Source organism: Kitasatospora sp. NPDC053057, from assembly GCF_044546945.1.
Lineage (GTDB): Bacteria > Actinomycetota > Actinomycetes > Streptomycetales > Streptomycetaceae > Kitasatospora.
In genome coordinates this window covers 37,803-64,045 of record NZ_JBITZP010000005.1, presented here as the reverse complement: position 1 = coordinate 64,045, position 26,243 = coordinate 37,803, and the positions used below count along the sequence as shown (strand labels likewise).

The 26,243-nt window shown below is 71.7% G+C and carries 24 protein-coding genes and 1 pseudogene; 9 read left to right on the top strand and 16 right to left on the bottom strand.

Features of this window, described 5'->3' with window-relative positions:
* Positions 1–45: 45 nt before the first annotated feature.
* Complete coding sequence (locus ACIG5E_RS08140; protein WP_396532356.1) at positions 46–1,629, top strand: chitinase; 1,584 nt, start codon at positions 46–48, stop codon at positions 1,627–1,629.
* Between the two features lie 115 nt (positions 1,630–1,744).
* Here the strand turns inward: ACIG5E_RS08140 and ACIG5E_RS08135 are convergent, their stop codons facing one another.
* The gene (locus tag ACIG5E_RS08135) at positions 1,745–2,461 is read right to left on the bottom strand and encodes a prepilin peptidase (protein WP_396532355.1); all 717 of its coding nucleotides are present in this window, start codon (positions 2,459–2,461) and stop codon (positions 1,745–1,747) included.
* A 256-nt stretch (positions 2,462–2,717) separates the two neighbouring features.
* On the opposite strand from ACIG5E_RS08135, the gene ACIG5E_RS08130 reads away from it, so the two are divergent.
* A complete protein-coding gene (locus tag ACIG5E_RS08130) occupies positions 2,718–3,932 on the top strand; it encodes a pyridoxal phosphate-dependent aminotransferase (RefSeq protein ID WP_396532354.1) in 1,215 nt (404 codons plus the stop codon).
* A 159-nt stretch (positions 3,933–4,091) separates the two neighbouring features.
* Here the strand turns inward: ACIG5E_RS08130 and ACIG5E_RS08125 are convergent, their stop codons facing one another.
* Positions 4,092–5,936: a phosphoenolpyruvate carboxykinase (GTP) gene (locus ACIG5E_RS08125; protein WP_396532352.1), complete on the bottom strand. Its 1,845-nt coding sequence runs from the start codon at positions 5,934–5,936 to the stop codon at positions 4,092–4,094.
* A gap of 285 nt (positions 5,937–6,221) precedes the next feature.
* Here ACIG5E_RS08125 and ACIG5E_RS08120 point away from each other — a divergent pair, with 285 nt between their 5' ends.
* A complete protein-coding gene (locus ACIG5E_RS08120) occupies positions 6,222–6,914 on the top strand; it encodes a hemolysin III family protein (protein WP_396532350.1) in 693 nt (230 codons plus the stop codon).
* A 240-nt stretch (positions 6,915–7,154) separates the two neighbouring features.
* Here ACIG5E_RS08120 and ACIG5E_RS08115 read toward each other — a convergent pair whose 3' ends face one another.
* Positions 7,155–7,439 carry a hypothetical protein gene (locus ACIG5E_RS08115; RefSeq protein WP_396532348.1) on the bottom strand — a complete coding sequence of 95 codons (285 nt, stop codon included), beginning with the start codon at positions 7,437–7,439 and terminating at the stop codon, positions 7,155–7,157.
* Positions 7,440–7,748: 309 nt separating this feature from the next.
* On the opposite strand from ACIG5E_RS08115, the gene ACIG5E_RS08110 reads away from it, so the two are divergent.
* Positions 7,749–9,353, top strand: a complete 1,605-nt coding sequence (locus ACIG5E_RS08110; protein WP_396532347.1) for an MFS transporter — start codon at positions 7,749–7,751, stop codon at positions 9,351–9,353.
* Positions 9,354–9,361: 8 nt separating this feature from the next.
* On the top strand, positions 9,362–10,033 hold the full coding sequence (locus ACIG5E_RS08105) for a TetR family transcriptional regulator (RefSeq protein WP_396532346.1): 672 nt from the start codon (positions 9,362–9,364) through the stop codon (positions 10,031–10,033).
* A 73-nt stretch (positions 10,034–10,106) separates the two neighbouring features.
* On the opposite strand, the gene ACIG5E_RS08100 is transcribed toward ACIG5E_RS08105, so the two are convergent.
* Positions 10,107–11,030 (bottom strand): hypothetical protein, encoded by a 924-nt coding sequence (locus ACIG5E_RS08100; RefSeq protein WP_396532345.1) that lies wholly within the window; start codon positions 11,028–11,030, stop codon positions 10,107–10,109.
* An 8-nt stretch (positions 11,031–11,038) separates the two neighbouring features.
* A complete protein-coding gene (locus ACIG5E_RS08095; RefSeq protein ID WP_396532343.1) occupies positions 11,039–11,704 on the bottom strand; it encodes a papain-like cysteine protease family protein in 666 nt (221 codons plus the stop codon).
* Between the two features lie 292 nt (positions 11,705–11,996).
* Between ACIG5E_RS08095 and ACIG5E_RS08090 the strand changes: the two genes are divergently transcribed.
* Positions 11,997–12,923: a hypothetical protein gene (locus tag ACIG5E_RS08090; protein ID WP_396532522.1), complete on the top strand. Its 927-nt coding sequence runs from the start codon at positions 11,997–11,999 to the stop codon at positions 12,921–12,923.
* A 9-nt stretch (positions 12,924–12,932) separates the two neighbouring features.
* Here the strand turns inward: ACIG5E_RS08090 and ACIG5E_RS08085 are convergent, their stop codons facing one another.
* Both ACIG5E_RS08085 and ACIG5E_RS08080 read right to left on the bottom strand, forming a co-directional pair.
* On the bottom strand, positions 12,933–13,502 hold the full coding sequence (locus tag ACIG5E_RS08085; protein ID WP_396532341.1) for a hypothetical protein: 570 nt from the start codon (positions 13,500–13,502) through the stop codon (positions 12,933–12,935).
* A 44-nt stretch (positions 13,503–13,546) separates the two neighbouring features.
* Positions 13,547–15,217: an alpha/beta hydrolase gene (locus ACIG5E_RS08080; RefSeq protein ID WP_396532339.1), complete on the bottom strand. Its 1,671-nt coding sequence runs from the start codon at positions 15,215–15,217 to the stop codon at positions 13,547–13,549.
* Positions 15,218–15,343: 126 nt separating this feature from the next.
* On the opposite strand from ACIG5E_RS08080, the gene ACIG5E_RS08075 reads away from it, so the two are divergent.
* Entirely contained in the window at positions 15,344–15,670 is a 327-nt protein-coding gene (locus ACIG5E_RS08075) for a hypothetical protein (protein ID WP_396532338.1), read from the top strand.
* A gap of 5 nt (positions 15,671–15,675) precedes the next feature.
* On the opposite strand, the gene ACIG5E_RS08070 is transcribed toward ACIG5E_RS08075, so the two are convergent.
* Together ACIG5E_RS08070 and ACIG5E_RS08065 are read right to left on the bottom strand one after the other, a co-directional pair.
* Positions 15,676–16,539: a GNAT family N-acetyltransferase gene (locus ACIG5E_RS08070; protein ID WP_396532337.1), complete on the bottom strand. Its 864-nt coding sequence runs from the start codon at positions 16,537–16,539 to the stop codon at positions 15,676–15,678.
* A 38-nt stretch (positions 16,540–16,577) separates the two neighbouring features.
* A pseudogene (locus tag ACIG5E_RS08065) lies at positions 16,578–18,643 on the bottom strand (thioredoxin domain-containing protein).
* Between the two features lie 85 nt (positions 18,644–18,728).
* Between ACIG5E_RS08065 and ACIG5E_RS08060 the strand changes: the two are divergent.
* Entirely contained in the window at positions 18,729–19,010 is a 282-nt protein-coding gene (locus ACIG5E_RS08060; protein WP_396532336.1) for a response regulator transcription factor, read from the top strand.
* 130 nt (positions 19,011–19,140) lie between these two features.
* Here the strand turns inward: ACIG5E_RS08060 and ACIG5E_RS08055 are convergent, their stop codons facing one another.
* The 4 genes from ACIG5E_RS08055 to ACIG5E_RS08040 form a co-directional block, all read right to left on the bottom strand.
* Positions 19,141–20,349 (bottom strand): MFS transporter, encoded by a 1,209-nt coding sequence (locus ACIG5E_RS08055; protein ID WP_396532335.1) that lies wholly within the window; start codon positions 20,347–20,349, stop codon positions 19,141–19,143.
* Between the two features lie 62 nt (positions 20,350–20,411).
* On the bottom strand, positions 20,412–21,257 hold the full coding sequence (locus ACIG5E_RS08050; protein WP_396532334.1) for a hypothetical protein: 846 nt from the start codon (positions 21,255–21,257) through the stop codon (positions 20,412–20,414).
* Between the two features lie 75 nt (positions 21,258–21,332).
* Complete coding sequence (locus ACIG5E_RS08045) at positions 21,333–21,737, bottom strand: RidA family protein (protein ID WP_396532333.1); 405 nt, start codon at positions 21,735–21,737, stop codon at positions 21,333–21,335.
* A 74-nt stretch (positions 21,738–21,811) separates the two neighbouring features.
* Entirely contained in the window at positions 21,812–22,678 is an 867-nt protein-coding gene (locus ACIG5E_RS08040) for an NAD(P)-dependent oxidoreductase (RefSeq protein ID WP_396532332.1), read from the bottom strand.
* 93 nt (positions 22,679–22,771) lie between these two features.
* Here ACIG5E_RS08040 and ACIG5E_RS08035 point away from each other — a divergent pair, with 93 nt between their 5' ends.
* Entirely contained in the window at positions 22,772–23,746 is a 975-nt protein-coding gene (locus ACIG5E_RS08035; protein WP_396532331.1) for a LuxR C-terminal-related transcriptional regulator, read from the top strand.
* Here ACIG5E_RS08035 and ssuE read toward each other — a convergent pair.
* The 3 genes from ssuE to ACIG5E_RS08020 all read right to left on the bottom strand — a co-directional run bounded on the left by ssuE (position 23,730) and on the right by ACIG5E_RS08020 (position 26,243).
* Complete coding sequence (ssuE, locus tag ACIG5E_RS08030; protein ID WP_396532329.1) at positions 23,730–24,308, bottom strand: NADPH-dependent FMN reductase; 579 nt, start codon at positions 24,306–24,308, stop codon at positions 23,730–23,732. The genes ACIG5E_RS08035 and ssuE overlap by 17 nt on opposite strands.
* Before the next feature lie 82 nt (positions 24,309–24,390).
* Positions 24,391–25,266: a thioesterase II family protein gene (locus tag ACIG5E_RS08025; RefSeq protein WP_396532328.1), complete on the bottom strand. Its 876-nt coding sequence runs from the start codon at positions 25,264–25,266 to the stop codon at positions 24,391–24,393.
* Between the two features lie 17 nt (positions 25,267–25,283).
* Entirely contained in the window at positions 25,284–26,243 is a 960-nt protein-coding gene (locus ACIG5E_RS08020; RefSeq protein WP_396532327.1) for a 3-oxoacyl-ACP synthase III family protein, read from the bottom strand.

Genomic DNA, 26,243 nt, shown 5'->3' with positions numbered 1-26,243 from the left:
GCGCCCCCCACCGCGGCGGCCGCTCCTTCCCCAGGAGCGTCACCCATGGCCCGTACGCTGAACGAGCCCGCGCACAAGCGCCGGCGCGGCCCCCTCCCGGCCCTCGCGGCCGGCGCCACCGCCCTCGCCCTGGCCGGCGGCGGCCTCGCCCTCTTCGCCGGCGGCGCCGGCGCGGCGGTCGGCGACCTGGTCACCAACGGCGGCTTCGAGAGCGGACTGGGCGGCTGGTCCTGCACCGGCGGCGCGACCGCGGTGTCCTCTCCGGTCCACTCCGGCAGCGGCGCGCTGCGGGCCGCCCCGGGTGCGGGCGACACCGCCGAGTGCTCCCAGACGATCAGCGTGCTGCCCAACACCAGCTACACGCTCAGCGCCTGGGTGCAGGGCCCGTACGTCTACCTCGGCGCGCGCGGCACCGGCGGCACCGACCCGTCCACCTGGTCGAACCAGACCAGCTGGAACCAGCTGTCCACCGGCTTCACCACCGGGGCGAACGCCACCAGCGTCACCGTCTACCTGCACGGCTGGTACGGGCAGGGCGCCTACCTCGCCGACGACGTGGCGCTGATCGGCCCGGGCGGCACCTCCACCCCGTCTCCGACGGCCACGCCCACCCCGACGCCGACCCCGACGCCGACGGCCACCGCCACCGCGACGCCCACCCAGACCTCGACGCCGACGGCCACGGCCACGCCGACCGCGACCCCGACCGCCACCACCCCGCCGGCCACCGGCCTGCCCGCGCACGTGGTCACCGGCTACTGGCAGAACTTCGACAACGGCTCGACCCCGCAGCGCCTGAGCGACGTGCAGAACGCGTACGACATCATCGCGGTCTCCTTCGCCGACGCCGTGCCGACCCAGACCGGCGCGATCAGCTTCACCCTGGACCCGGGCCTGTCCAAGGCGCTCGGCGGCTACACCGACGCCCAGTTCCGCGCCGACATCAAGGCCAAGCAGGCGGCCGGCAAGAAGGTCGTCCTCTCCATCGGCGGCCAGAACGGCGCGATCAGCGTCGGCGACGCCACCGCCGGGGCGAACTTCGCCAACAGCGCCTACTCGATCATCAGGGACTACGGCTTCGACGGCATCGACGTCGACCTGGAGAACGGCGTCCAGGCCGGCCCGCTCGGTGACGCGCTGCACGCCCTGCAGGCCAAGGTCGGCCCCGGCTTCGTGCTGACCATGGCCCCCGAGACCATCGGGATGTACAGCACCTCCGGCGCCTACTTCCAGCTGGCGCTCAACACCAAGGACATCCTGACCGTCGTCAACACCCAGTTCTACAACTCGGGCGGCATGAACGGCTGCGACGGCAAGGTCTACAACCAGGGCACGATCGACTTCATCACCTCGCAGGTCTGCACCCACATCCAGGGCGGCCTGCGGCCCGATCAGGTCGGCATCGGCGTCCCCGCCTCCAGCAGGGCGGCCGGCGGTGGCTACGTCGACCCGTCGGTGGTGAACAACGCGCTCAACTGCCTGGCCACCGGCAACAACTGCGGCAGCTTCGTGCCGCCGGCGAAGTGGCCCACCATCCGGGGCGCGATGACCTGGTCCACCAACTGGGACGCCAACAACGGCAACGCGTTCTCGAACGCGGTCGGCCCGTTCGTCCACAAGATGCCGTGAGGCACTCCGGGACCTGACTCCCTTCGGCGCGCCGCTCGTTGAGGGTGGGGCCCGCGCGCCGACGGCGGGGCCCGCCGTACCGACTCCGGTACGGCGGGCCCCTTCCGCCACCCGCTCACCTGGTGAGCACCGCGGTGAGCGCGCCCAGCAACAGGAACGGGCCGACCGGGACTTCGAGTCCGCGCCACGGGCGCCGGCGGACCAGCAGGGCGGCGGCCCGCAGGGTGCCCCAGAGCCCGGCGAGCACCACCGCGGCGAACAGCCCGCCGATCGCGACCCACCAGCCGTACCAGCCGAGCAGTCCGCCCAGGGCGAGCCCGAGCGGGGAGTCGCCGGGGCCCAACGCGCCTATCTGGACGGCGACTTCGAGCAGCGCCCCAACCGTCAGCGCGACCAGCAGGCAGCGCAGCAGCACCCCGGGGCGGCCCTCGGCCAGCGCCGCCACCGCCAGCAGCGCGGCCACTCCGGCCAGCAGCGGCACGGTCAGCCGGTACGGCAGCCGGCGCACCCGCCCGTCCGTGAAACCGAGCGCCACGCCGAGCGCGCCCGCCCAGGCGAGCGCCGCCGTCTGCGGCCCGTCCGCCGCGTACGCCACCGTGACCGCGACCGCCGCCGCGACCGCCTCCACCGTCCCGGCACCGGCCCCGAGACGGCCCCGGCAGCCCGGGCAGCGCCCGGTCGGCGGCAGCAGCCGCCCGACCGCGCGGTCGCACAACGGGCAGGCCTCGCACCAGGGTTCGCCCTCAGGCACGGCGAAGCGGGCGATCAGTCCGCGCAAGAGCGGAGCCAGCAGGAGACCGACCAGTACCGCCCCGGCCACGACCGCCACCACCGGCCCACCCCCTCCTCGTCGACGCACCGGGGCCCATCTTCCCGTCCGCGGCGGTCGGCTTGTGTGCTGTCCGTCTCGTTCCGCCCGAGAAACCGACAGCGTCCTCGCATACACGAGCATTCCGGACACCGGGCCACCGTTTGGAAGGCCGTTCGATGCCCTCGCCTGCCGATCCAAGGAGGCGCTTCCGGGCCCCGCGAGCCGTGTCCCCGGATGCCCGGCGCGGGGCCCCGGCGTGCCCCTAGAGTAGGCAGACATGCAGGTCATCCAGTCCAGCAAGCTCGCCAATGTCTGCTACGACATCCGCGGCCCGGTTCTCGACGAGGCGATGCGGCTGGAGGAACAGGGCCACCGCATCCTCAAGCTCAACACCGGCAATCCGGCCACCTTCGGCTTCGAGGCGCCCCCGGAGATCCTCCAGGACATCCTGCGCAACCTCGCGAACGCGCACGGGTACGGCGACTCCAAGGGCCTGCTCGCCGCCCGCCGCGCGGTGGTCATGCACTACGAGGACCGCGGGCTGCACGGGCTCTCCGTCGACGACGTCTTCCTCGGCAACGGCGTCTCCGAGCTGATCCAGCTGGCCATGACCGCGCTGCTGGACGACGGCGACGAGGTGCTCGTCCCGGCGCCGGACTACCCGCTGTGGACCGCCTCGGTCTCGCTGGCCGGCGGCACCGCGGTGCACTACCGCTGCGACGAGCAGGCCGAGTGGTACCCGGACCTCGCCGACATCGAGGCCAGGGTCACCGACCGGACCAGGGCCATCGTGGTGATCAACCCGAACAACCCGACCGGCGCGGTCTACCCGCGCGAGGTGCTGGAGGGCATCGTCGAGATCGCCCGCCGGCACAAGCTGGTGGTCTACGCGGACGAGATCTACGACAAGATCCTCTACGACGACGCCGAGCACGTCCCGCTGGCCACCCTGGCCCCGGACCTCTTCTGCGTCACCTTCAACGGACTGTCCAAGTCGTACCGGGTCGCGGGCTTCCGCTCCGGCTGGATGGTGCTCTCCGGCGACCGCCAGCGCGCCCACAGCTACATCGAGGGCCTGACCGTGCTCGCCTCGATGCGGCTGTGCGCCAACATGCCGGCCCAGCACGCGGTGGCCGCCGCGCTCGGCGGACGGCAGTCGATCAAGGACCTGGTGCTGCCCGGCGGCCGGCTGCTCGCCTCGCGCGACGCCGCGTACGAGCTGCTGAACCAGATCCCGGGGGTGAGCTGCGTCAAGCCGAAGGGCGCGCTGTACGCCTTCCCGCGGCTGGACCCCAAGGTCTACAAGATCAAGGACGACGCCCAGATGGTGCTGGACCTGCTGCGCTCCCAGCGCATCCTGCTGGTCCAGGGCACCGGCTTCAACTGGCCCGAGCCGGACCACTTCCGGCTGGTCACGCTGCCCCGACCGGAGGAGATCACCGAAGCGGTGACCCGGATCGGCGACTTCCTCAGCGGCTACACCCAGCCTTGACCGCTCGCCGGAGGGGAAAGCACTACGGCCGGAGTCCCGGTCCGGACGATCTCCTTGGTCGGGGAAAGATCGTCCGGCGGAACTCCGGCCGTCCTGTCGCATCGGCGGGGCGCTCGGTTCGTGCCGCGCGGCCGCCTCTCGCTCGGTTGAGGCTCAGGCTCAGCCGAGGCGCGCGACCAGGCTCCGGTACTCGTCCCACAGCTCCTTCGGGGTGTGGTCGCCGAACAGCTCCAGGTGGGCCGGCACGAGCGCGGCCTCCTGGCGCCAGATGTCGGCGTCCACGGTGAAGAGCAGGGCGAGGTCCTCCTCGGACAGCTTCAGGTCACCCAGGTCGAAGCCGTCGACCTTCGGCAGCACGCCGATCGGGGTCTCGACGCCCTCGGCGGTGCCCTCCAGGCGCTCGACGATCCACTTGAGCACGCGGCTGTTCTCGCCGTAGCCGGGCCAGACGAACTTGCCCTCGGCGTTCTTGCGGAACCAGTTGACGTAGTAGATCTTCGGCAGCTTGGCGGCGTCCGCTTCGGCGCCGACCTTCAGCCAGTGGGCGAAGTAGTCGCCCATGTTGTAGCCGCAGAACGGCAGCATCGCGAACGGGTCGCGGCGCAGCTCGCCGACGGTGCCCTCGGCGGCGGCGGTCTTCTCGGAGGCGATGTTGGCGCCCAGGAAGACGCCGTGCTGCCAGTCGAAGGACTCGGTCACCAGCGGGACGGCGGTGGCGCGGCGGCCGCCGAACAGGATCGCCGAGATCGGCACGCCCGCCGGGTCCTCCCACTCGGGGGCGATGGTCGGGCACTGCGCGGCCGGAACGGCGAAGCGGGCGTTCGGGTGGGCGGCCGGGGTACCGGACTCGGGGGTCCAGTCGTTGCCGCGCCAGTCGGTGAGGTGCGCCGGGGGCTCCTCGGTGAGGCCCTCCCACCACACGTCGCCGTCGTCGGTGAGGGCGACGTTGGTGAAGACGGCGTTGCCCCAGAGGGTGTCGATGGCGTTGGCGTTGGTGTCCACGCCGGTGCCGGGGGCGACGCCGAAGAAGCCGGCCTCGGGGTTGATGGCGTACAGGCGGCCGTCCTTGCCGAAGCGCATCCAGGCGATGTCGTCGCCGATGGTCTCGACCTTCCAGCCCGGAATGGTCGGCTGGAGCATGGCCAGGTTGGTCTTGCCGCAGGCCGACGGGAAGGCGGCCGCGACGTACTTGACCTCGCCGGACGGCGGGGTGAGCTTCAGGATCAGCATGTGCTCGGCCAGCCAGCCCTCGTCGCGGGCCATGGTCGAGGCGATGCGCAGCGCGTAGCACTTCTTGCCGAGCAGGGCGTTGCCGCCGTAGCCGGAGCCGAAGGACCAGATCTCCTTGGTCTCCGGGAAGTGCGAGATGTACTTGGTGCTGTTGCACGGCCACGGCACGTCCGCCTGGCCCTCGGCCAGCGGGGCGCCGACGGTGTGCACGGCCTTGACGAACTCCCCGTCCTCGCCGAGCTGGTCGAGCACGGCCTGGCCCATGCGGGTCATCACGCGCATCGACACGGCGACGTAGGCGGAGTCGGTGATCTCGACGCCGTACGCGGCCAGCGGGGAGCCGACCGGGCCCATCGAGAAGGGCACGACGTACATCGTGCGGCCCTTCATCGCGCCGCGGAACAGGCCCTGATCGCCCTGGAAGCCACCCTCACCGGTGAAGATGGCCCGCATCTCGGCGGGGGCCTTCCAGTTGTTGGTCGGGCCGGCGTCCTTCTCCTGCTCGGAGCAGATGAACGTGCGGTCCTCGACGCGCGCCACGTCCGAAGGGTCCGAGGCGGCGTAGTAGGAGTTGGGGCGCTTCTCCTCGTTCAGCTTCTTGAAGGTGCCCTGAGCCACCAGCAGGTCCGCGAGGCGCTGGTACTCCTCGTCGGAACCGTCGCACCACTCGATGCGGTCCGGCTGGGTGAGCTCGGCGATCTCGCTCACCCAAGCGAGCAGCTGCTTGTGGCGGGTGGGCGCGGATGCGCTGAGAGCAGAGATCTCGTACGACACGATCGCTCCGTTTCACGCCGTCTCGTCGAGGAGACGGCGTCGCGGGGGTCTGAGGGTGCTTGCAGCGTAGCTCCGGGTCCAAGGCCCCAACGCGGCACCGAGGCGAAATTGACGCATCTTTTACTACGGAAAGTATGATTACTAGCCAGTAACAGGGCGCTCACGTCCGGGCCGGAGTGCGCGGGGCCACACTTCAAATACTCCAAAACGTCCAAGAGTGACGATCGCCACTTCCTTACGCGTCAGTAACCTACGGTTCCGTAGGTCGCCGGTAGCATGCTGCCCATGACTGCTGCTGCGCTCGCGGAGAGCATTGGGGAGGGCCCGGCCGAGAGCCGGGAGGGCAAGCCGAAGTGGCGCGGCTGGCTGCACGCCGGGATGTTCCCCGCCACCGTCGCCGCCGGGATCGTGCTGATCTGCCTGGCCGACTCCACGCCGGCCAAGATCGCCTGCGCGATCTATTCGGTCAGCGCCTGGCTGCTGTTCGGGGTCAGCGCGGTGTACCACCGCTTCGACTGGGGCCCGCGCGGGGACGCCGTGCTGCGGCGGCTGGACCACGCGAACATCTTCCTGATCATCGCGGGCACCTACACGCCGTTCACGATCCTGCTACTCAAGGGCGCCGCCCAGCAGACACTGCTCTGGGTGGCCTGGGGCGGGGCGCTGGCCGGGATAGCGTTCCGGGTGTTCTGGGTCGGCGCGCCGCGCTGGCTGTACACCCCGGTGTACATCGCGCTGGGCTGGGCCGCCGCGTTCTTCCTGCCGGACTTCCTGCGCACCGGCGGGGTCGTCGTCCTGGTGCTGATGATCGTCGGCGGGGTGCTCTACAGCATCGGCGGCGTGGTGTACGGACTCAAGCGACCCAACCCCTCACCCCGCTGGTTCGGCTTCCACGAGGTGTTCCACGCCTTCACCCTCGGCGCCTTCATCGTCCAGTACGTCGGCGTCTCACTGGTGGCGTACAGCGCGGCCGGCTGAACCCGGCGCACCCCGACGGGCGGTCGACCGGTCCACGGACCGGCCGGCCGCCCGTTCGGCCGTCCAGGGCCGCTCGTACGGGGCCCGGCCCTGCGGGCGGCGCGGGTACGGCGAGTGGTCGGCGACGCCGGACTCCGACTGCGGGGAGTGCACCGCATCCGCCGACTCCGGCGGCTCCGGCAGCTCCGACTCGACCTCCGGGCGCACCGCGCGGACCGCCGATGCGGCGGCCTCGCGCGCCTACCGGGCGTCCAGCGCCTCCCGGGCCCGGCGGCAGCGCTCACAGTGGGCGGCGTCCGGAATGCCGCGCCGCCGCCGGTGCCCGGCCAGGGACGCCCGCTGGTGCAGCGCGCGCCAACGACGGCCGACGTACACCATGAGCAGCAGCGTCTCGACCCCGGCGACCAGCAGGACCAGCGGAGCGCCGTTGATCAGATAGGCCGCGACCACGGCCAGCGCGGAACCCACCACCAAGGCCGCGCCCCGCACCTGGGCAATCGCCCGCCTGTCGTCACTGTCGGCCACTTCGGCTCCCCTTTCCCGGCGCCGGGCCCGTGGTCGGCTCCTGCCGCGCCACCCCTTCTCCGCTCTCGGCACGCGTCCGGCCAGCACTGACCGATTGCCACATGGTATCTACCGACAGTCACTCGGGACCGCCCCGAGGCGGCGAACGACAGATCAACGTTGCGTCAATTCCTTGTGCGGAAGCAGCACTTCCAGGACACATCACGGAGAGTATCCGTTCAATCACGTTGCTTTCATATTGACGGCCAACATCTTTTGAGAGTTACTGTCATTTGACAGAGACTTTCACCAAGGGTCCTGGAGGCCGCCATGCCCGCCGCTCCGCCCACTCCCACACCCGCCACTCCCGCTGCCACCGACACGGCCGCCGACCCGCGCCGCCGGCTCGCCCTGGTCGCTGTCGCCCTGAGCGTCCTGGTGATCAGCTTCGACATGACGATCCTCAACGTCGCCCTGCCCACCCTGGCCGCGCAGCTGCAGGCCACCACCGGGCAGCAGCAGTGGATCGTCGACGCCTACACGCTGGTCTTCGCAGCCGTGATGCTCCCCGCCGGCCTGCTCGGCGACGGCTACGGCCGCCGCCGCACCCTCACCGCCGGCCTCGCCCTGTTCGGACTCGCCTCCGCCGTCGGGATGCTCACCGACTCCCCCGGCACCCTGATCGCCGCCCGCGCCGCGATGGGCCTGGCCGGAGCGCTCGTCATGCCGATGTCGCTCGCGGTGATCCCGGCGATCTTCCCGGCCGCCGAACGGCGCCGGGCCACCGCGATCCTCACCGCCGCCATCGCCGGCGGCGCCCCGCTCGGACCGCTGATCGGAGGCCTGCTGCTCCAGCACTTCTGGTGGGGCTCGGTCTTCGCGGTCAACGTCCCGCTGACCGCGATCGGCATCGTCGCCTGCGTCCTGCTGCTGCCCGAGAGCCGCAACCCCGCCGCGCCCCGGATGGACCTGCCCGGCACCGCACTCGCCGCCACCGGACTCGGCGCGCTCACCTACGGCATCATCGAGGGCGCCGACCGCGGCTGGACCGACCCGCTGGTGCTCACCACCCTGATCGGCTCGGTCCTCCTGCTCACCGCACTCGTGCTGCGCAGCCGCCGCCAACGAGACCCGATGCTCGACCTCACCCTGCTCGCCGACCCGACCTTCCGCTGGTCCTCGGTCGCCGCCACGCTGATCTCGCTCGTCCTGTTCGGCGCCTTCTTCGTCCTGCCGCTCTACTTCCAGAGCGTGCTCGGCACCGACGCCCTCGGCTCCGGGCTGCGGCTGATGCCGATGATGCTCGGCCTGCTGGCCGCCGCGAGGTTCACCGAGCAACTGGTGACGCGGCTCGGCGCCCGCGCGGTGATCGCCCTCGGCCTGGCCCTGCTCGGCGCCGCACTGCTGTTCGGCAGCCGCACCGACGCCTCCGACGGGTACGGGCGGGCCGCGATCTGGCTCACCGTCGTCGGCGTGGGCATGGGCCTGTCGCTGATCACCGCCCAGTCCTCCGCCCTGATCACCCTGCCGCCCGCCCGGGCCGGGGTCGGCTCCGGGCTGCTCCAGACCCTGCGGCAGGTCGGCGGCGCCATCGGGATCGCCGCCTTCGGCAGCCTGCTGGCCGGGGCGTACCGGGGCGCGCTCGACACCGGCGCGCTGCCGGCCGAGGCGGCCCACCGGGCCGGGAAGTCGGTGGTCGCCGCCGACGCCATCGCCCGGGAGTCCGGACGGCCGGCGCTCAGCGCCGCCGCGCACGTGGCGTACGTGCACGGCATGACGGTGGTGCTGCTGGTCGCCGGGCTGGTCGCGGTCGGCTCGGCGGTGCTGGTCGCGGCCCGGATGCCCGCTGCCGAGCCCGCGAACGAGGACGCGGCGGAGGCCACGGAGGAGGCCGCGGCGGAGGCCGAACCCACCAGCGCCGCAGATCGCCGATAATCGGGGACATGAAGATCGGGGACATGAAGACCGAGCAGCCGACCGCGGCCCTCCCGGACGCCCCGACCAACCCGGTCCAGGCCCTGCTGGAGGCGCCGCTGTCGCTGCGCGAGCGCAAGAAGCTCAAGACCCGGCAGACCGTGCGCCGCGAGGCGTACCGGCTGTTCTCCGAACAGGGCTACGAGAACACCACGGTGGAGCAGATCGCGGCCGCCGCCGAGATCTCCCCCTCCACCTTCTTCCGGTACTTCGCCACCAAGGACGACCTCGTCCTCACCGACGAGTACGACCCGGCGATGATCGCCGCCCTGATGGACCGCCCGGCCGGCGAACCCTTCCTCCGCTCCTGCCGGGAGACCCTCATCGATCTGATCCGCACCCTGCTCCAGCACGAACGCCAGGAACTGCTGACCCGGATGCGGCTGGTCACCCAGGTCCCCGCGCTGCGCGCCGGACTGTTCCGGACCGGCAACAGCCCGCACGAGCTCTACCTCGCCGTCCTCACCCGACGGGCCGGCCTTGAGGAACCCACCTACGAGATGCGGGTCACCGCCGCCGCCATCGGCGCCGCCACCACCGAGGCCGTGCTGCAGTGGGCCGCGGACGACGGCAAGGAGGACATCGCCGACCTGGTCGACCGCACCTTCGCGCTGCTGGAGAGCGGGTTCGCCGGGGTGTGAGCGGGTTCGCCCCGGCACGATGGCGGTTCGGGGCCCGGCTCGCCGAGCCGGGCCCCGGTGGGTGTCCGCCGGTTCAGCGGGCGACCCGCTTCCGACGCAGCACCGCGCCCGCGCCCACGCCCGCGGCTGCCAGCGCGGTGGCGCCCAGCGCCGCGGCCGCCGTCACGGCCGGGAGCGCCGAGTCGTTGTCCGCCGCGGGCTCCGCGGCGGCTTCGGGCGCGGCTTCGGGGGCGGCTTCGGGGGCGGCTTCGGGGGCGGCGTCCAGCCGGTAGCCGCCGCCCTTGCCCTCCCGGTCGTACGCCGAACCGGGCAGCTTGTCCCCGTACCGCTGGTGCACCAGCTTCTGGTACGCGGCCAGCGACACCCCGCCCGCGCCCACCGAGCGCCGGGCCTCGTCGTCCAGCGGTAGCACCCGGCCGCCGCGCAGCACGTACCAGGCGTTGACCTGCGGCTCCCGGAAGGCCGTACCGCCGCCGCCGTCCGCCGCCTTCGCCGCGTAGTCGCTCTCGTCGCCGCCGGAGGCGATGTTGACGACCCGCCAGGCGTCGCCCTGGCGGACCGTCCAGACCGAGGCGGTCTGCCCGTCCGCCGCGACCACCTTGCTCGCCGTGAACTCGGCCTTCGCCACCGGGGCGCCCGGGGTGCCGGCCACGAAACCGGCGTCCAGGGTGTAGACCGGCACGGTGTCCCCGGCCAGGCGGGGCGCCGCGTCGTCCGCCGCCTTCGCCTCCTCGGCGGCGCCGATGGTCAGCTGCTGGGTCGGCGGAACGCCCTTGCGGGCGAAGAAGTGGCCCACCTTGTCGAGCACCGACGGGTCCTGGACCGCGCGGTGGGCCCGGGCCAGGTCGGCGGCGGGCACCGGTTCGGGGGCGCCCTGCGCGGAGGGGGCGCCCTGTACGGAGGGGGCGGCGTGCACGGCCGGGGCGGTCACCAGCGCGAGGCCGGCGGCGAGCAGGGCGGTGACGGCGGCCTGACGGGCCTTGCTGAGCTCGGTCATGGTCGTCCTCACGCGCCGATCCGGTACAGGGAGTGGGTCCACGAGAACGTGTCGTTGTTCACGTAGTACCAGTAGTCCGCCCAGTTGTAGCGGTAGTTGGACGGCCACGGGTCGCCCCAGTAGACCCAGTTGTTGCCGGTGTCGTAGCCGTACAGGACGTGCATGTGCCCGCCGCCCGAACTCCACTGGATGCGCGTCTCCACCGGCCGGTTGGCGTCGACCTCGGACTGCACGGTGCCGTAGCGCAGGTACCCGGTGACGTACGAGCCCGGGTTGATGCCGACCCAGTCCAGCCCGTTCTGCACGTCCGCCAGCGAGGCCTGGCTGTTGGGGCAGCTGGAGTCGATCGAGCGGCCGAACGCGGCGTTGCAGAACTGGTTCTGGCTGTAGTTGTAGCCGAACCAGGTGGCGATGGTGTTGCCGCTCGCCGCCCAGCACCAGTTGGTCTGCTGTTGCTGCTGCATGGTGATGTTGAGCTTCTTGTACGTGCCGGCCAGGTCGGCCGTACTGCCGGGCGCCGCCGCCCGGCGGACCTGGTGCGAGGCCCGGTCCTGGGCGGGGGCGGCGGGGGCGGCGGCCGCGGGGGTGGTCGCCGCGGCGGTGAGCGCCGGACCCAGCACGCCGAGGGCGAGCAGGGCGACCGCACGGCGCAGCCGTATCCGTGGAACTGGCATGGGGGGATGCCTCCTTGCACGAGTGGAGCGTGGTGCTGTGTGGGGGGCGCGGTCCGGATCGCGCCCCGAGCATCGCGCCGTTGTCGGAGGCTGGTCAACGGGCCCGGACGGGGCCCGATCACGGTGTGAACGGAGCGGCCCGGATGTGAACGGCACCCGGGAAACCGCAGCGCGAGACGCCCGGACCGGTGACAAACCGCCGCGCGGATGTGAATATTCACGGTCAAAACCCGGTCCGCGCCGGGCTGCACCCGCTCAGCCCGGTAAGCCCTGCGTCAGCCAGGAGGCCGCCATCCACCGAAGCGAACCAGCCGACCTCGCCGCCGCCCTGCGCACCGGCCCCTTCCACCTCGCCCTGCGCACCGCCATCACCGCCCGCGGCCTCGCCCTGCACCGCATCCGCCGTCACCTCGCACTGCGCGGCGTCACCGTCGGCCTCACCAGCCTCAGTTACTGGCAACAGGGCCGACGCCGCCCCGAACGCCCCGAGTCACTGCGCGCCGTCGCCGCCCTCGAAGACGTCCTCGACCTGCCCGAGCACTCCCTCACCCGACTGCTCGGCCCCCGCCGCGCAACCACCACCGTCGGACCCCCCGTACGCCCGTACCGCGACCTGATCTCCCCGGCCACCGCCGTCGACCACCTGCTCGCCACCCTCGCCAGCCCCCGCGACACCGGCCTGCACACCATCACCCACATCGAACGCGTCCGGATCGGCCCCGACCGCCAAGTCACCCGCCGCGACTCCCAACACGCCCTGCGCGCCCACCGCGACGGCATCGACCGCTACCTCGCCCTCTACCAGGGCGACCCGGGCAGCGACATCACCCTGGTCGGCGTCCGCGCCGAGGAGAACTGCCGCCCCGGTCGTGTCCGCCGCGACCACACCCACCACCTCCTCGCCGCCGAACTCCTCCTCGACCGCCGCCTCCGCGCCGGCGACACCCACCTCCTCGGCTACGGCTTCGACGACGCCCCCTCCCCCGACCCCAGCTGCGAATACGTCCGCGGCTTCAACTCCGGCGCCGGCCAGTACGTCCTCCAGATCACCTTCCACCCCGCCGCCCTCCCCGTCCGCTGCCACCGCTTCGCCCTCCACTCCCCCGGCGAAACCCCCTACGAGAACGAGGAGTTGACCCTCGACGGCCACCACTGCGTTCACCTGGTGGCGACGGCGGTACGGCCGTGCATCCTGGGGATCCGGTGGGACTGGGAGTGAGGCGGGCGGTCAGTGTGACCAGTAGGGGTCGTCGACGTCGGGGGCGAGCTCGTGCCCGGTAGGCCGCTCGCCGATCGGAGGGGCGCCGTAATCCCTTCCGGGCTGGTAGCGCACCATGAACGCCTCTGCGCTCATGAGCACCTGCACGGTCGAGTCATTCGTGGAACTGACCACCGACAGCGTGAACAGGGTGTCTCCGTGTCCGGGGCAGTGCAATTCGGTGTAGTTCGTCGCCATGCCGCCCGTGGTGTCTGGCTGCCGGCAGTCGCTGCCCCAAAGCCGCGTCATCTGTTCCAGCAGCACTGGCACCTTCGCGGGGGTCACCTTCGTCCGAACCGAGACCACTTCCCTGACACCGGACAACAGGCTCGGCTCACCGTCGGCGTGCTCTGGCCCGCGGTCCACGGCGTAGAACCCGCCGAAGTAAGCCATCGGGGGAACGATCGCCCCCATGGCCGCCTGCAAGCTACCATCCAGCCCCGCCTTCGCCTCACCCGGGCTCAGCTGGGTGGTATCCCGGTCTTTCAGCGCCATCGGCCCGTACCCGTTGTAGAACAGCCCCAGCCCGGTGGCCAGCACAACCGCCGCCACCACGGAACAGCCCAGCGCAGGTCGCGGCCGCTTCACCCGCGTTGACCCTGCAGTTTGACGCCCCCGCTGCCCGTGACGACGGCCGCGATGTTGTCCAGCGAGGGCCCGCCCCGCCCGTTCAGGTACTTGGTGTGCGCATCGATGGGGTTGCCACGGCTCCAGTCGTCGACGGTGAAGCGGTTCGCGCCGAAGTGCTTGCTCGAAGGGTCCCGTCCGTACCAGCGCTCGTCCGGGTCGAGACTGAACTTGGGCGGGGCGTGCGTCACGATGTCGTTGTCGGCGGCACCGACCCAGACGTGGCCAGGGGGCATCTTGAGGTCGGAGGCCTTGTCCACGCCGACGCCCGGGCTGCCGATGAAGACCACGTCGTCCGGCGGCACGTAGTGCGACCCCGGCTGGGTGGCGAGCTTGGTGGCCTGGCCTACCAGGTACGAACCGTAGCTGTGCCCGACTGCGGTGACGTGCGGCGGCTGGGTGCCTTCGTGGCTCGCCCGTACCCCGCTCATGAACTTGGCGTACGCCGGGGCGCCGTCCTTGCCCGCCTTCGTCGACGCGGCCCCGAAGTCCATCCCCGGCGAGTCGTACCCCAGCCAGACGACGGAGGCCACGGAGTGGCCCGCCGGAGCCTTGCCGCTCGCGGCGCGGTAGAGGTTCAGCGCGTTCTCCGCCTCGTTGGTCCCGTCGTTCGCCCCCGGCCCGAGGCTGGCCATGGTGGTGGTGATTCCTGGCACGTATGCGGAGATGTCGGTCGCGGTGTCCGGGTTCCCGAACGAGAGGACCGCCCGGCCCTGGCCCTCGTCACCGAGGCCCAACAGGTAGATCGGCGGATCACCCTTGCTGCCGGCGAGGCGGGCGTCGATCGGCCCGTAGAGCGCGAGTAGGGCCTTCTCGTTGGCGTTCAGCTCCTGCGGTTTCTTGCCCCTGATATGCCCCATCAGGTCCTCCAGGTGCTTGCGGTTCACCTGGTCCCGGATCTCCGCGGGGACGCCGTCGAGGTTGCCGAGCACCTCCGGGTGGTGGCTGATGAACCACTGCTGGCCCTGCGGGCCGAGCCCCTTCCACCAGGAGTTGACCTCGGTGGGAGGCGCGTCCTTGAGGGGCATGTTCCGCTGCCACACCGGGTTGGACGCATCGCCGAACTGGTCCATGTACACGTCGGCGCCGGCCGTCTTCTCGTCCAGGCCCGACTTGTCCTTGGCGTGCCCGGCGAACCGGTTGAGCCCTGCGGTCAGGGCGTCGTCGGCCTCCGCCGCGTCGGCCAGGGCCTTGGCGATCTGCTTGCTGATCCCGTCGGCGGCCGTCTTCTGCTTGGTCTCCCAGTCCGGAGCCTGGTACGGGTTGGTCGACGCGGGCCAGCTCACGGCGCCGGTGTCACTGACCGTGAAGCCCTTGGCCTGCGCATCGGACAGCGCATTGGTGAGCCTGCCCTGGGCCAGCGTCATGGCGTCGGCGCAGTCGCGGATCTCCTTGCCGATGAGGCCGAGCTCCGTCGCCGCCGCGCGCATCTCGCCGGTGAGGCCGTCCAGCACCGGCATCGCGGCGTCGGCCGTCGGCCCGGTCCACTGGGAACCGTGGACCCGGTCGGCGGTCCCGCTCTTCCAGTCCGTGGCGTGCTGCGCCATCGCCTTGCACAGCGTGTCGTACGCCCCCGCCGCCGTGTAGAGGTCCGCCAGTTTGGCGTTCCGCAGGCTTGCGATGTCCATCCCAGGCCCCCCTGTGTGCCCTGTGTCCCCCACGACACTCACAGCTACCATAGCGCCCGCAGCCGACACGGATGTCAGGGGGAACCGATGGGACAGGACCCGGGATTCACAGTCAAACCAGGCGAGTTGACCGCCGCCGGGAACAACGCGCTGACGGTCGCCGGGAAGGTCCCCGACGAGACGGCGAAGCTGGTGGAGCCCAGCAGCACGGCTGCCGGGAGCCTGGCCGGGTGGCAGAGCGGGGCGGCGCTGACGGGGTGCAGCAGCGCCTGGAAGACGCTGCTGGACGGGCTCTCCACTGACATGAAGACGGCCGGGGGCCACCTGATCACCTGCGCGCACGACTACCAGAACGCCGACCACCTGCCGCCGCCCGCCGCGGCGCCGGTCTCCGACCCCTTCGAGACGAAGGTGGTCGGCGTGACCGGCGGCCACCTGACCAAGGACGCGTAACCGCCCTACCGCGCCTGGAAGTCCAGCACCAGGCAGTCCTCCACCGGCCGGTAGCCGATCTGCTGGTAGATGGAGTTGCTGGTCGGGTTGTCGAGGTCGGTGTAGAGCAGCACCTCCTCCGCGCCCAGGCCGAGGACGTGGGCGGACGCGGCGGCGGTCACGGCGCTGGCGTAGCCGCGGCCACGGCGGTCGCGCGGGGTGTAGACGGGGCCGATGCGGGACATCCCGGCGAGCACCGGGCTGCTGCCGGCCAGGGCGACGGGGGTGCCCGCGTCCTCCCAGAGGTGGAGGCCGCCGGACGCGATCTTGTCGTCCACCGCCCTTGCCACGTCGTGGGGTTGGACGTTCACTTCGAGCAGGAACTCCTGCCACCAGCGGATCGCCAGCTCGCGGTCGGCCGGTCGGGCGAGCCGGTGGCGGCCGGCCGGCGGGCGCGGCGGGTCGGCCAACTCGCCGAGCCGGTAGAGCCGTTCCTCGACGCGGACGGACTGCCCGGCGCCGGTGGCGGCCGTCCAGGCCTCGGCGAAGGCCCGGACCGGCTCGGCTCCCCCGCCGACCCCGGCGACCTCGGTGAACCCGGCTCCGGCGGCAGCCAGCCGGACCGCCAGTTCGGCGGCCGCGGCCTGCGGCATGGCGGAGAGCCTGGGGGCGAACGGCGGCGTCTGGAGGAAGGCGCCCTCGACCGGGCCGCCCGGCTCGGCCTGCCACCAGCCGAAGACCGGCGGCCGCTCCCCGAACGCGTCGAGCCCGGCTTCGGCGAGCCGGTGGGCGATGGTCAGCAGGACGGTGTTCTCGGCCGGGCGGGCGGCCAGGAAGTCGTCAGCCCGGCCGCGGAAGTCGTCGAGCGAGGTGCTGAGGGTCCAGGTCATGGCCCATCCTCCCCCGCTCGACGCCCGCCCGCCAACGATTATTCGAGTACGACCCCCAGCCCCGCACCGAGCACGGCGGGATCGGTGGTCGGCGCCTCGCAGGCGAAGTGCCGGCAGACGTACGCGGCGGGCGCGCCGCCGACCAGCGGCCGGTCCGCCAGCAGCGGCACCTCTGCGGCGGCCTCCCCGGGTGCGCCGACCGCGACCACCGCCCCGGGCGCCGTGCCCAGCAGCGCGGCCCGGCGCAGCGCCGCGGTGGCGGGGTCGTCGGCGGGGCCGACGACGGCGATCTCGCGCGGCCCGTCCTGTAGCGCCTCGGCGACGGCTAGGCCCCAGCCGATGAACCGCGGGGCCCGTCCGGCCAGTGCGCCGACGATGCCGAGGGCGCGTTCGGCGGCCGTGCGGTGCCGGTCGGAGCCGGTGTACGCGGCGTAGCCGAGCAGGGCTCCGGCGGCGGCGGTCCAGCCGGAGGGGGTGGCGTTGTCGGTCGGGTCCTGGGGGCGGCGGATGAGTTCCTCGGCGTCGTCGGCGGTGTCGTAGAGGGCGCCGGAGGTCTCGTCGGTGAAGTGCTTGAGCACGGTGTCGAGCAGACCGCCCGCCAGTTGGAGCCACTCCGTCTCGCCGGTGACGGCGTACAGCGCGAGGAAGCCCTCGGCGGTGTCCGCGTAGTCCTCCAGGACGCCGGCGTTGGTGCCGGGCCGGCCGTCCCGGGAGGTGCGCAGCAGCCGCCCGTCGGGGGTGAGGTGGACGGCGAGCAGCAGGTCGGCGGCCCGTTCGGCGGCCTCGATGAGGTCGGGGCGCTCGAGCAGGGCGCCGGTCTCGGCGAGCGCGGCGATGGCGAGGCCGTTCCAGGCGGCGACCACCTTGTCGTCCCGGGCGGGTGCGGGCCGGGCGGCACGCGCCTGGAACATCCGGGCCCGGATCGTCTCGTACTCGGCGAAGTCCTCGGGGTCGGTGAGGAGTTGGAGTACGGAGGTGCCGTGTTCGAAGGTGCCGTCGGCGGTGACGGTGAACAGTCGGGCGGCGGTGGCCGCGTCGGCGGGGCCGAGCAGGTCGACCAACTGGCCGGGCTCCCAGACGTAGTAGGCGCCCTCGGCGGAGGCGCCGGTCTCCTCGTCCAGGCTGTCGGCGTCCAGCGCGGAGGCGAACGCGCCCTCGGACGTTCGGAGTTCGCGCAGCAGGAAGTCCGCCGTCGACAGCGCGACCCGGCGGGCGAACTCCGAGCCGGTGGCCCGCCACAGGTGCAGGTAGACCCGCAGCAGCAGGGCGTTGTCGTACAGCATCTTCTCGAAGTGCGGCACCACCCAGCCGGCGTCCACCGCGTACCGGGCGAAGCCGCCGCCGAGCTGGTCGTGGATGCCGCCGCGGGCCATCGCCTCGCCGGTGCGGACGGCCATCTCCAGCGCCGCTTCCGAACCGGTCCGGGCGTGGTGGCGCAACAGGAACTCGATCACCATGGCCGGCGGGAACTTGGGGGCTCCGCCGAAGCCGCCGCGGGTCTGGTCGAATTCCCGGCTGAGCGCGACCAGCGCCTGGTGCAGGTCGGCGTCGCCCGGCGGGTGGTGGGCGCCGGCCGAGTAGACGGCGGCCCGCTCGGCCAGGTCGGCCCGGATCCGCCCGGCGACCTCCCCGACCTCCTGCCGCCGGTCCCGCCAGGCCGCGTCCACACCCTCCAGCACCTGCCGGAAGGACGGCATCCCGTGCCGGGGCTGCGGCGGGAAGTAGGTGCCGAAGTAGAACGGCTCCTTGTCGGGCGTGAGGAAGACCGTCATCGGCCAGCCGCCCTGCCCGGTCGCGGCCTGCACGGCCTCCATGTACACCGCGTCGACGTCCGGCCGCTCCTCCCGGTCCACCTTGACCGCGACGAACCGCTCGTTCAGGTACCCGGCGAGCCCGGCGTCCTCGAAGCTCTCGTGCGCCATCACATGACACCAGTGAATTAGCAGAAGCATAAGTGGCAGGACGCATAGCCCACACTCAAGAGGATGGGCACGTCCCGCCGCTTGGCTTCATTGATCGCCTCCTCTCCCCATGGCCACCAATCCACCGGATTGGAAGCGTGCTGGAGGAGATACGGCGACGTCGCGTCCGCGAGTCGGTTCATGGCTGCATCGTCCCATGCTGTGCACCGTCCAGCCCAGCTTTCGACGCCGAACCACGCCGCGGTCGAAATGTCCCGGCTCCCGCCCATGGTGCCGACCTCACCTCCGCAGCAGCGTGCGGTCGGTCCGGCCGTGCCGACTTCGTGCGGTGGATCGGTCACCGTCCGCACGGGAACGCGGCGACCAAGCGAGGTGCTGGCACTGGTCGGACAGGGACTGTCGAACACTGAGATAGCCGAGCGGCTGGTGATCAGCGCGGCGACGGCGAAGACCCATGTCGCGCGCCTGTTCGCCAAGCTCCAGGCCCGGGACCGCGTCCACCTGGCGATCACCGCCTACGAGAACGGACTCACGCCGGGTAGACGGTAGGGCAGGATGAGAAGAACGATCGCCGACCACGAGTTCGCCGCGTTCTCCAGATGCGCCAGCTCCCCCCGAACGGGAACAGCGGGCCCGCCGTCTCCGGCGGGCCCGCTGGGGCAGGGGTGTGGCCGTCCCGTCAGCGCGCGGGTTCGAGACCGGACTCCGGCGCCGCCTCGCGGCCCGCTTCGGCCGCCCGGGCGAGCGGGGGGACCACGAGCCCGGCGACCGCGAGCAGCCCGGCGAGGACGACCCAGCCGACTTGGCCCACGCTCACCGCGAGGGTCGTCACCAGAACGGGCCCGGCGGTCTGCTGCAGGCCGCGGCCCAGGGCGAACACGCCCTGGTACTCGCCCTGCTTCCCCGGCGGAGGCAGATGCAGGGCGAGGCCCATGGCGCCCGAGGCCTGGCTGAGTTCACCGAGGACCAGCACCGCCGTCCCCAGCAGGAGCAGCGGCACCGCGACGGCCGTGGGGGCCTCCTGGGTCAACGCGAACACCAGGCAGCACACGGCCAGCACCAGGCCGGAACGCCGCAGCAGCTTCGCCGCCCCCGAAGCGGTCTCCGCCCCACGACTGGCGGCGACCTGGAAGACGATGACCAGGATGGTGTCCAGCATCAGGAGCACCGCGTTCACCGAGCTCGGCACGTGGGTGTGAGCGGCGATCCACAGCGGCAGGGCGACCGTCAGGATCGGCTGGTAGAACTCCAGCACGCCGCTGAGGAGAGCGAGGGACACGAAGCGCACGTCCCGGATCCCGGAGCGCGGTTTAGCGGCGGGCTTCGCCGCGGCGTCGGGCCGCTCGCTCCGGGGGATCCTCGACACGATGAACGCGCAGCTGGCGTGCGCCGCGGCCGTGAGCAGGACCACCGTGTTGAACGCCCCACGCGTGCCCACGGCCAGGGCGGCGCCGGCGATCGCCGCCCCCGCCATGAAGCCGATGTTCAGCATGCTGCGCATCTGGGCGCTGACCCGCACCCGTTCCTCGGGCTGGAACACCTCGTAGGTGAGCGCCGCCCGCAGCGGGGTGATGGAGGCCTCGACGATCGAGATCAGACTCGCGAGCACGACGAAGCCGACGAAGTTCGTGGCTCCGCAGTACAGGGAGAACAGGACGATCAGCGAGAGGTAGCCGGCGAGCAGCGGTCCGCGCGCTCCCACCCGGTCGGCGTACCGGCCGATGGGGACGGTGAACAGGAGACCAGTGAGCCCCGCGATCGAGAGCCCCACACCGACCTGCGTCGCGCTCAGGCCGATGACCCGCCGGAAGAAGATGGCACTCGACGTGAGGAACAGGCCGTACCCCGTCGACTGCACGACGGTCAGGAACGCGAGTCTGCGCGCCATGCCTGGTGCGGGCAGCAGTTCCGACAACCATGAGCCGAACGCCCTGCCGAGCCGACCACGCGTCACAGTGCCGTGTCTCCTCGGTCCGACGCCAGCGCGACCTGCCGCTCCGCCTGCTCCCGGAGCTCCGGCGTGTACCGCACGTTGCCACCGGCGCCGGCGTAACGGCGCTCCCGCACCCCGCTGGTGCGGCGCAGGATGGTGATGCTGTTCTGCATCAGCTTCTGGGACTCCAGGAGGTTCACGGTCTCCAGCTCGCCGGGATGCGCCTTCTGGAACTCCCGGATGTAGCGGAGCAGTGCCTCGCCCTCCGGATAGGTCATCAGGTAGTGCATGACCACCAACCCGCCGTCGGGGTTGATCAACTCCCAGAAGTGGTCGAAGAAGTAGAGGCACTCCCAGGCGTCGACCCAGGCGAAGTCGATCGGGGCGAAGTCCTCCGGAAGCCGCTCGATGGAGTCCCGCAGGTCGGCGTTGACCACGGTGACCCGGTCTGCCAACCCCAGCTCGCCGAGCACCTTCTGCACCCGTCCGGCCGAGGAGTCCGCGATGGACAGGTTGTCGACCGCCACCAGCCTCGGGCGGTAGGGGGCGAGGTGCGAGACCGGGGCGACCAGCGGCGGCTCGGAGAGCAGCCACGAGTCGTTCAGCTCACCCTCGGTCGCCAGGTGCCGCTGGGTCTTGGCGGCCAGGGCCCCGGCCTCGGCCTGGACGAGCTCCTCGGCGTCGGCGAGCGCGGCGGCCAGGAAGGGAGTGGTGAAGCCCATACCCACCTCCAGCACCCGCTCGGGACGGGTGAGCTGGATCAGGTTGGCCAGCAGCGGACCAACCACCTCGGTGCCCATGCCGGGCACCTTCAAGCCGTCGACCGCCTGCTGGAACTTCTGGTCATGGAGCCTGGGGGACAACCTACTCTCCTTGCCTCTCACCGGTCAGGGGGTTGGCACGCCCGGGGTAACTGACGTGCGGGGGTCATGCCGAGGTCACTTCGCGCTGATCGCCGCGACGATCTCGACCTCGATCAGCGCGCCCTCGCGAAAGAGCTTCGACACCTCGACCGTGGTGCTGGTGGGCGGAGTCCCGGTGAGGTACTTGACCCGGACGTCCGCGTACTCCTTCAGCCGGCTCATGTCGGTGAGGAAGGTACGGATGTTGATCACGTCCGAGAAGGTCGCACCGTGCGCTGCCAGGAGCTGCCCGATGCCCTCCATGATCATCTCTGACTGGACGGTCATGTCGCCGGGTGCGGCGGCCTGGCCGTTCTCGTCGAGGGCGACCTGGCCGGACAGGAAGAGCAGCGCGCCGGTGCCGAGGTCGACCCGGGCCACCTGGGAGTAGGGGCCTGCCGGGGCCGGCGCGCCGGCCGGGTTGTCGATGGAGATCTCCATACCAGCAACCTCAATCTGTTCGTAAGTGGACAACGGTGTTACCGGGGAAGGCTTGCACGGGTGCTGTCGCCGTGTCAGGTGATTCGTTCGCCGCGCAGGAAGCCGATGGCCGTGCTGACGTCCCGATCACCGAGGCCGGCCTCGACCGCCGCGGCGAGACGCGCCCGGGCGGCCGCCAGCAGACCGGCCTCGGCGCCGTCCTCCGTACCGTCGGCCAGCGCCAGCCGGAGGTCCTTCTCGGCCAGACCGAGCGCGAAGTTGGTCGCCACGGCCGGGTCGCCGATCCGGCCGCGGATCCGGTCCAGGAACGGGCCGATGCCCGTCCCCGGCAGGGCGTCGAGGACGTGCTCGGTGCTCAGACCGAAGCAGTCGGCCATCGCCAGGACTTCGCCCAGCAGGACGAACAGCGACACCGTCGAGCTGTTCAGGATCAGCTTGAGCGCGGCGGCGCTGCCCAGCGGCCCGACGTGCTCCACGGTGCCGAGCGGAGCGAGCGGCTCCCGGGCGGACTCCACGTCCTCCGCCGAGCCGCCAAGGAAGATCTTCAACTGTCCCGCGGCCGCCTGCGGAAGGCTGCCCAGCACCGGGCCATCGACCAGCCGTGCGTCGAGCGGCAGTCCGCGGCGCAGTCCGCCGACGGCCTCGGGGCCGATGGTGGACATCTCGACCACCAGGCTCCCCGGTTTGAGGGCCGCGGCGGCACCGCCCGGGGAGAGGAAGACGTCTTCCACAGCGGCCGGGTCGGAGAGCATACTGATGACCAGGTCACGGCCAGCGACCGCGTCGGCCGCCGTCAACGCCTCCTTCGCACCGGCCCGCACGAGCGGCTCGGCCCGGTCGGGGGTCCGATTCCAGACGGCCACGTCAGCGCCCGCCTTCACCAGTTGACCGGCCATCAGCGAGCCCATCCGACCAAGTCCGAGAAAAGCAATGCTCGTCATGGTGCACACGCTTACACTCTGAAGATCAATTGACAACGGAGCGCTTCTAACATCTTCGTGCGCTGCATGAACATGCCGGGTTGGAGGTGTGGCTTGGATACGCCGGAGTGCGGGTCGGGTGGCTGCGACACCGGGATCTGCGAGGCGGGTATCCGCCGGTACCGGGAAGCCGTGGAGAACGGCTCCACCACCACCACCGGCATACCCAACTGCCTCACCCTGCTCGGCCTGTTGGAACCCGTCAGGGAGCACGACGAGCGGGTGGTTCCGGTCGCCCCGGTGGTCGCGTCCGGCCGCGCGTTCATCCCGCTGGAACAGGAGACGGCGCGACTGCGACGGCAGATGCAGTCGCTCAACTCGGTCTTCGAGTCCGTCGAGGCCCTCTACCGGAGCGCCCGGCAGCAGCGCTTGCCGAGCGTGACCGTGCTCCGCGGCGGCGAACTCATCGACCGGGCCATCGAAGCCAGCGTGAACAGCTGCGAATCGGAACTGATCACCGCTCAGCCCGGCGGCCGCCGTCCGCAGGCGATCCTCGACACCGCCCTGACGCGCAACCTCGAACTGCTCCGGCGGGGCGTCCGCCAGCGCACCCTCTACCAGCACGCGGCACGCTCCGACAGCCCGACCTTCGGCTACGCCACCAAGATCGTGTCCGCGGGCGGCGAAGTGCGCACGGTGGACGAGCTGTTCGACCGGCTGATCGTCTGCGACCGGACCGTCGCCTACATCCCGACGAGTCCGGAGTACGCCCAGGAGGCACTGGAGATCCGTCATCCGGCCGTCGTCCGCTTCATGGTCAACGTCTTCGAACGGGTCTGGGACCGCGCGATACCGATCCGGGTGAGGGGCGAGCGCCGTCCGCACGCGGTGGTGGCCGACCTGGAACAGGGCATCCTGCGGCTCCTGGTCGAGGGGTTCACCGAGGACAAGATCGCCCGCAACCTGGGCATCGGCCGGCGTACCGTGGCCGAGCACGTCAGCAGGATCTCCAAACGTCTCGGCAGCACCAGCCGCACCCAGCTCGGCTACCTGATCGCGGTCAACGGCCTGGTCAGCAGGCAGGACTGACCACATGGCGCTTCTCCCCCGCCGTGGCACCCAGGTGGTCCAGCGCTCCCTCGAAGCTGTCCACCAGCGGCCCGAGCACCAGCTCGGTCTCGGGGTCGAGCAGGACGGCCCCGTCGGCGAGCACGGTGATGCGGCTGTCCAGCACGAACCAGCCCTGGGTGATGAACGGGGCACCCATCGAGGTGAGCACCGGGCGGAGCGCGTAGTCGACGGCCAGCACGTGCGCGGCCGACCCACCGGTGGCGAGCGGGAGCACCGCCTTCCCGGCCAGCCCCCGCTGCGGCATGACGTCCAGCAACGCCTTGAGCAGGCCCGAGTACGCGGCCTTGAACACGGGCGTGCCGATCACGACCCCGTCGGCCCGGTCGACCAGATCCAGCACCCGGGCGACGTCGGGATGGTCGCGGTCGCCGCCGAGCAGGGCCTCGGCTGGCAGCTCGCGTGCCTCGACCGACACCACCCGGTGACCGCGGTCGGCGAGGCGGCCACCGACGTGCCGCAGCAGACCGCTGGTGCGTGAGACGCGCGAGGGGGAACCGGCGATGGACAGGACGGTCGCCATGATCAGGCCTCCGCGCGCGGGTCGGGGTGCCCCTCGGCCACGGGCTCCGGGGTGAACGGACGGCGGGACATCGGGGTTCCTCCTACAGACCAATGGGGTGGTGCGGTGGACGGGGCCCTTCCGGTTCGGGTGCGAGGGCGTCGCCGGCGTGCGGAGCACCGGGCCGGCTCCGGCGGGCGGCCAGGATGTCCTGGCGGATCTGTTCGGCGACCGACTCCACCTGGTCGAACAGGTAGAAGTGGCCGCCGGCCCAACTGCGGAAGGTGATCCCCGCATCGGCGTGGTCGACCCACGGTCGCACGACCTCGTCGGTCGCCACCGGGTCGTCCCGGCCCGTGTACACCGAGACCGGCATGCCGAGCGACGGTCCCCCGGGGTACCGGTAGGTGTCGACCACTGCCAGGTCTCCGCGCAGGGTCCGCACCATGCCGTCGACCAGCTCGGTGTGATCCAGCACGCTTTCCGGAGTGCCGCCGAGCCCGCGCATGAACTGCACCAGCCGCTCCCGCGGCCACAGGTCCCGCCGCGAGCCGTGGCGCAGGGCGACATGGCGCGGCGCCGGGCTTCCGGACAGGCCGAGCCAGACCGGCGGGTTCCCCCGGCGCTCCAGCTCCCGGACCAGTTCGAAGGCGACGACGGCGCCCATGCTGTGCCCGAACACCGCGTACTCGCCGACGAGTTCGGACTCGACGGAGGGCAGCAGCCACTCCACCGCGTGTTCCGCGCTTCGGCAGGTCGGCTCCTCCATGGACATCAGCCGCCCCGGAAGCTCCAGGGCGATCAGCTGCCAGTGCGGCGGAAGGTGGCGGACGAACGGCAGGTAGGCGGCGGCCGAGCCGCCCGCGTGGTGCAGCAGCAGCACCGTGAACTCGGGCACGGGCGACCCGGCGCCGTGCGCCGCGCCGCTCGACCAGGTGCGCAGGTCCCGTAGGCCCGGCCCGGCCGGGGTCCGCGTCACATCGGGCAGGATCATCCTCAACCCCGGTACTCCAGGGCGGTGACGCCCCAGCTGAAGCCCATGCCGCTACTGCCGAGCAGGACCAGGTCGCCGGCGCTCAGCCGCTTCTCCTCCAGCAGGCCGCCGAGGGCGATGAGCGTGTCGGCGCCGCCCATGTGGCCCAGCCGGTGGTAGTTGAGGACGGTCCTCTCCAGCGGCAGCCCCAGCTCTTCCATCAGCCGTTCGTGCATGCCCTTGTCCCCCTGGTTAAGCAGGAGGTAGGCGATGTCCTCACGGCCGCGGCCCAGGGCCGTGAGCGACTGGTCGATCAGGGCGGGGTAGTTGGCGAGGTAGGCGTCGCCGAGCCCCTGGCGGCGGCCGCGGCGGCGCATGTGGACGACGTACTCGTCGTGCTCGCCCTGGTAGTAGTCCGCCCAGCTCGGGTCGGTCCGCATGGCGCTGTGCAGGATCTCGAAGGCCGCGCCGGACGCGCTCAGCAGCACGGCGGCCGGCGCGTCCCCGAAGTTGTAGAGGATCTTGGAGTCGGGGTCGGTGTAGTCCACCAACTGGCTCAGGCGGTCGCCGACGAGCACCAGGACGTGCTCGCTGCGGCCGAGCGTGAGCTCGTCCATGGCGACCCGCAGGGCCAGTGCGGCGGCGTTGCAGAAGTTGGTCACCTCGAAGCAGTGCGCCTCGGTGGTGCCCAGCTGGTGCGCGACCTTGGCCGCGGGCGACCAGAACGGGATGTCCCACTCACCGGAGCCGGCGTAGATCACCTTACCGATGGCCCGGGGGTCGACCCCGGTGCGCTGCAACACGGTCCGCGCGGCATCGACGCTCAGTTCCCACGCCGTCTCGTCGTCCCCGAGCACCGGGAACTCCTCGCAGTGCGTGATCGCCAGGATGTCGGCGACCGGCAGCCCGGAGGCGGCGGCCATCTCGTGGACGCTCGCCCGCCCCGAGGGGAGGCACACCTCGAAGTCGACTATTCCACCCAT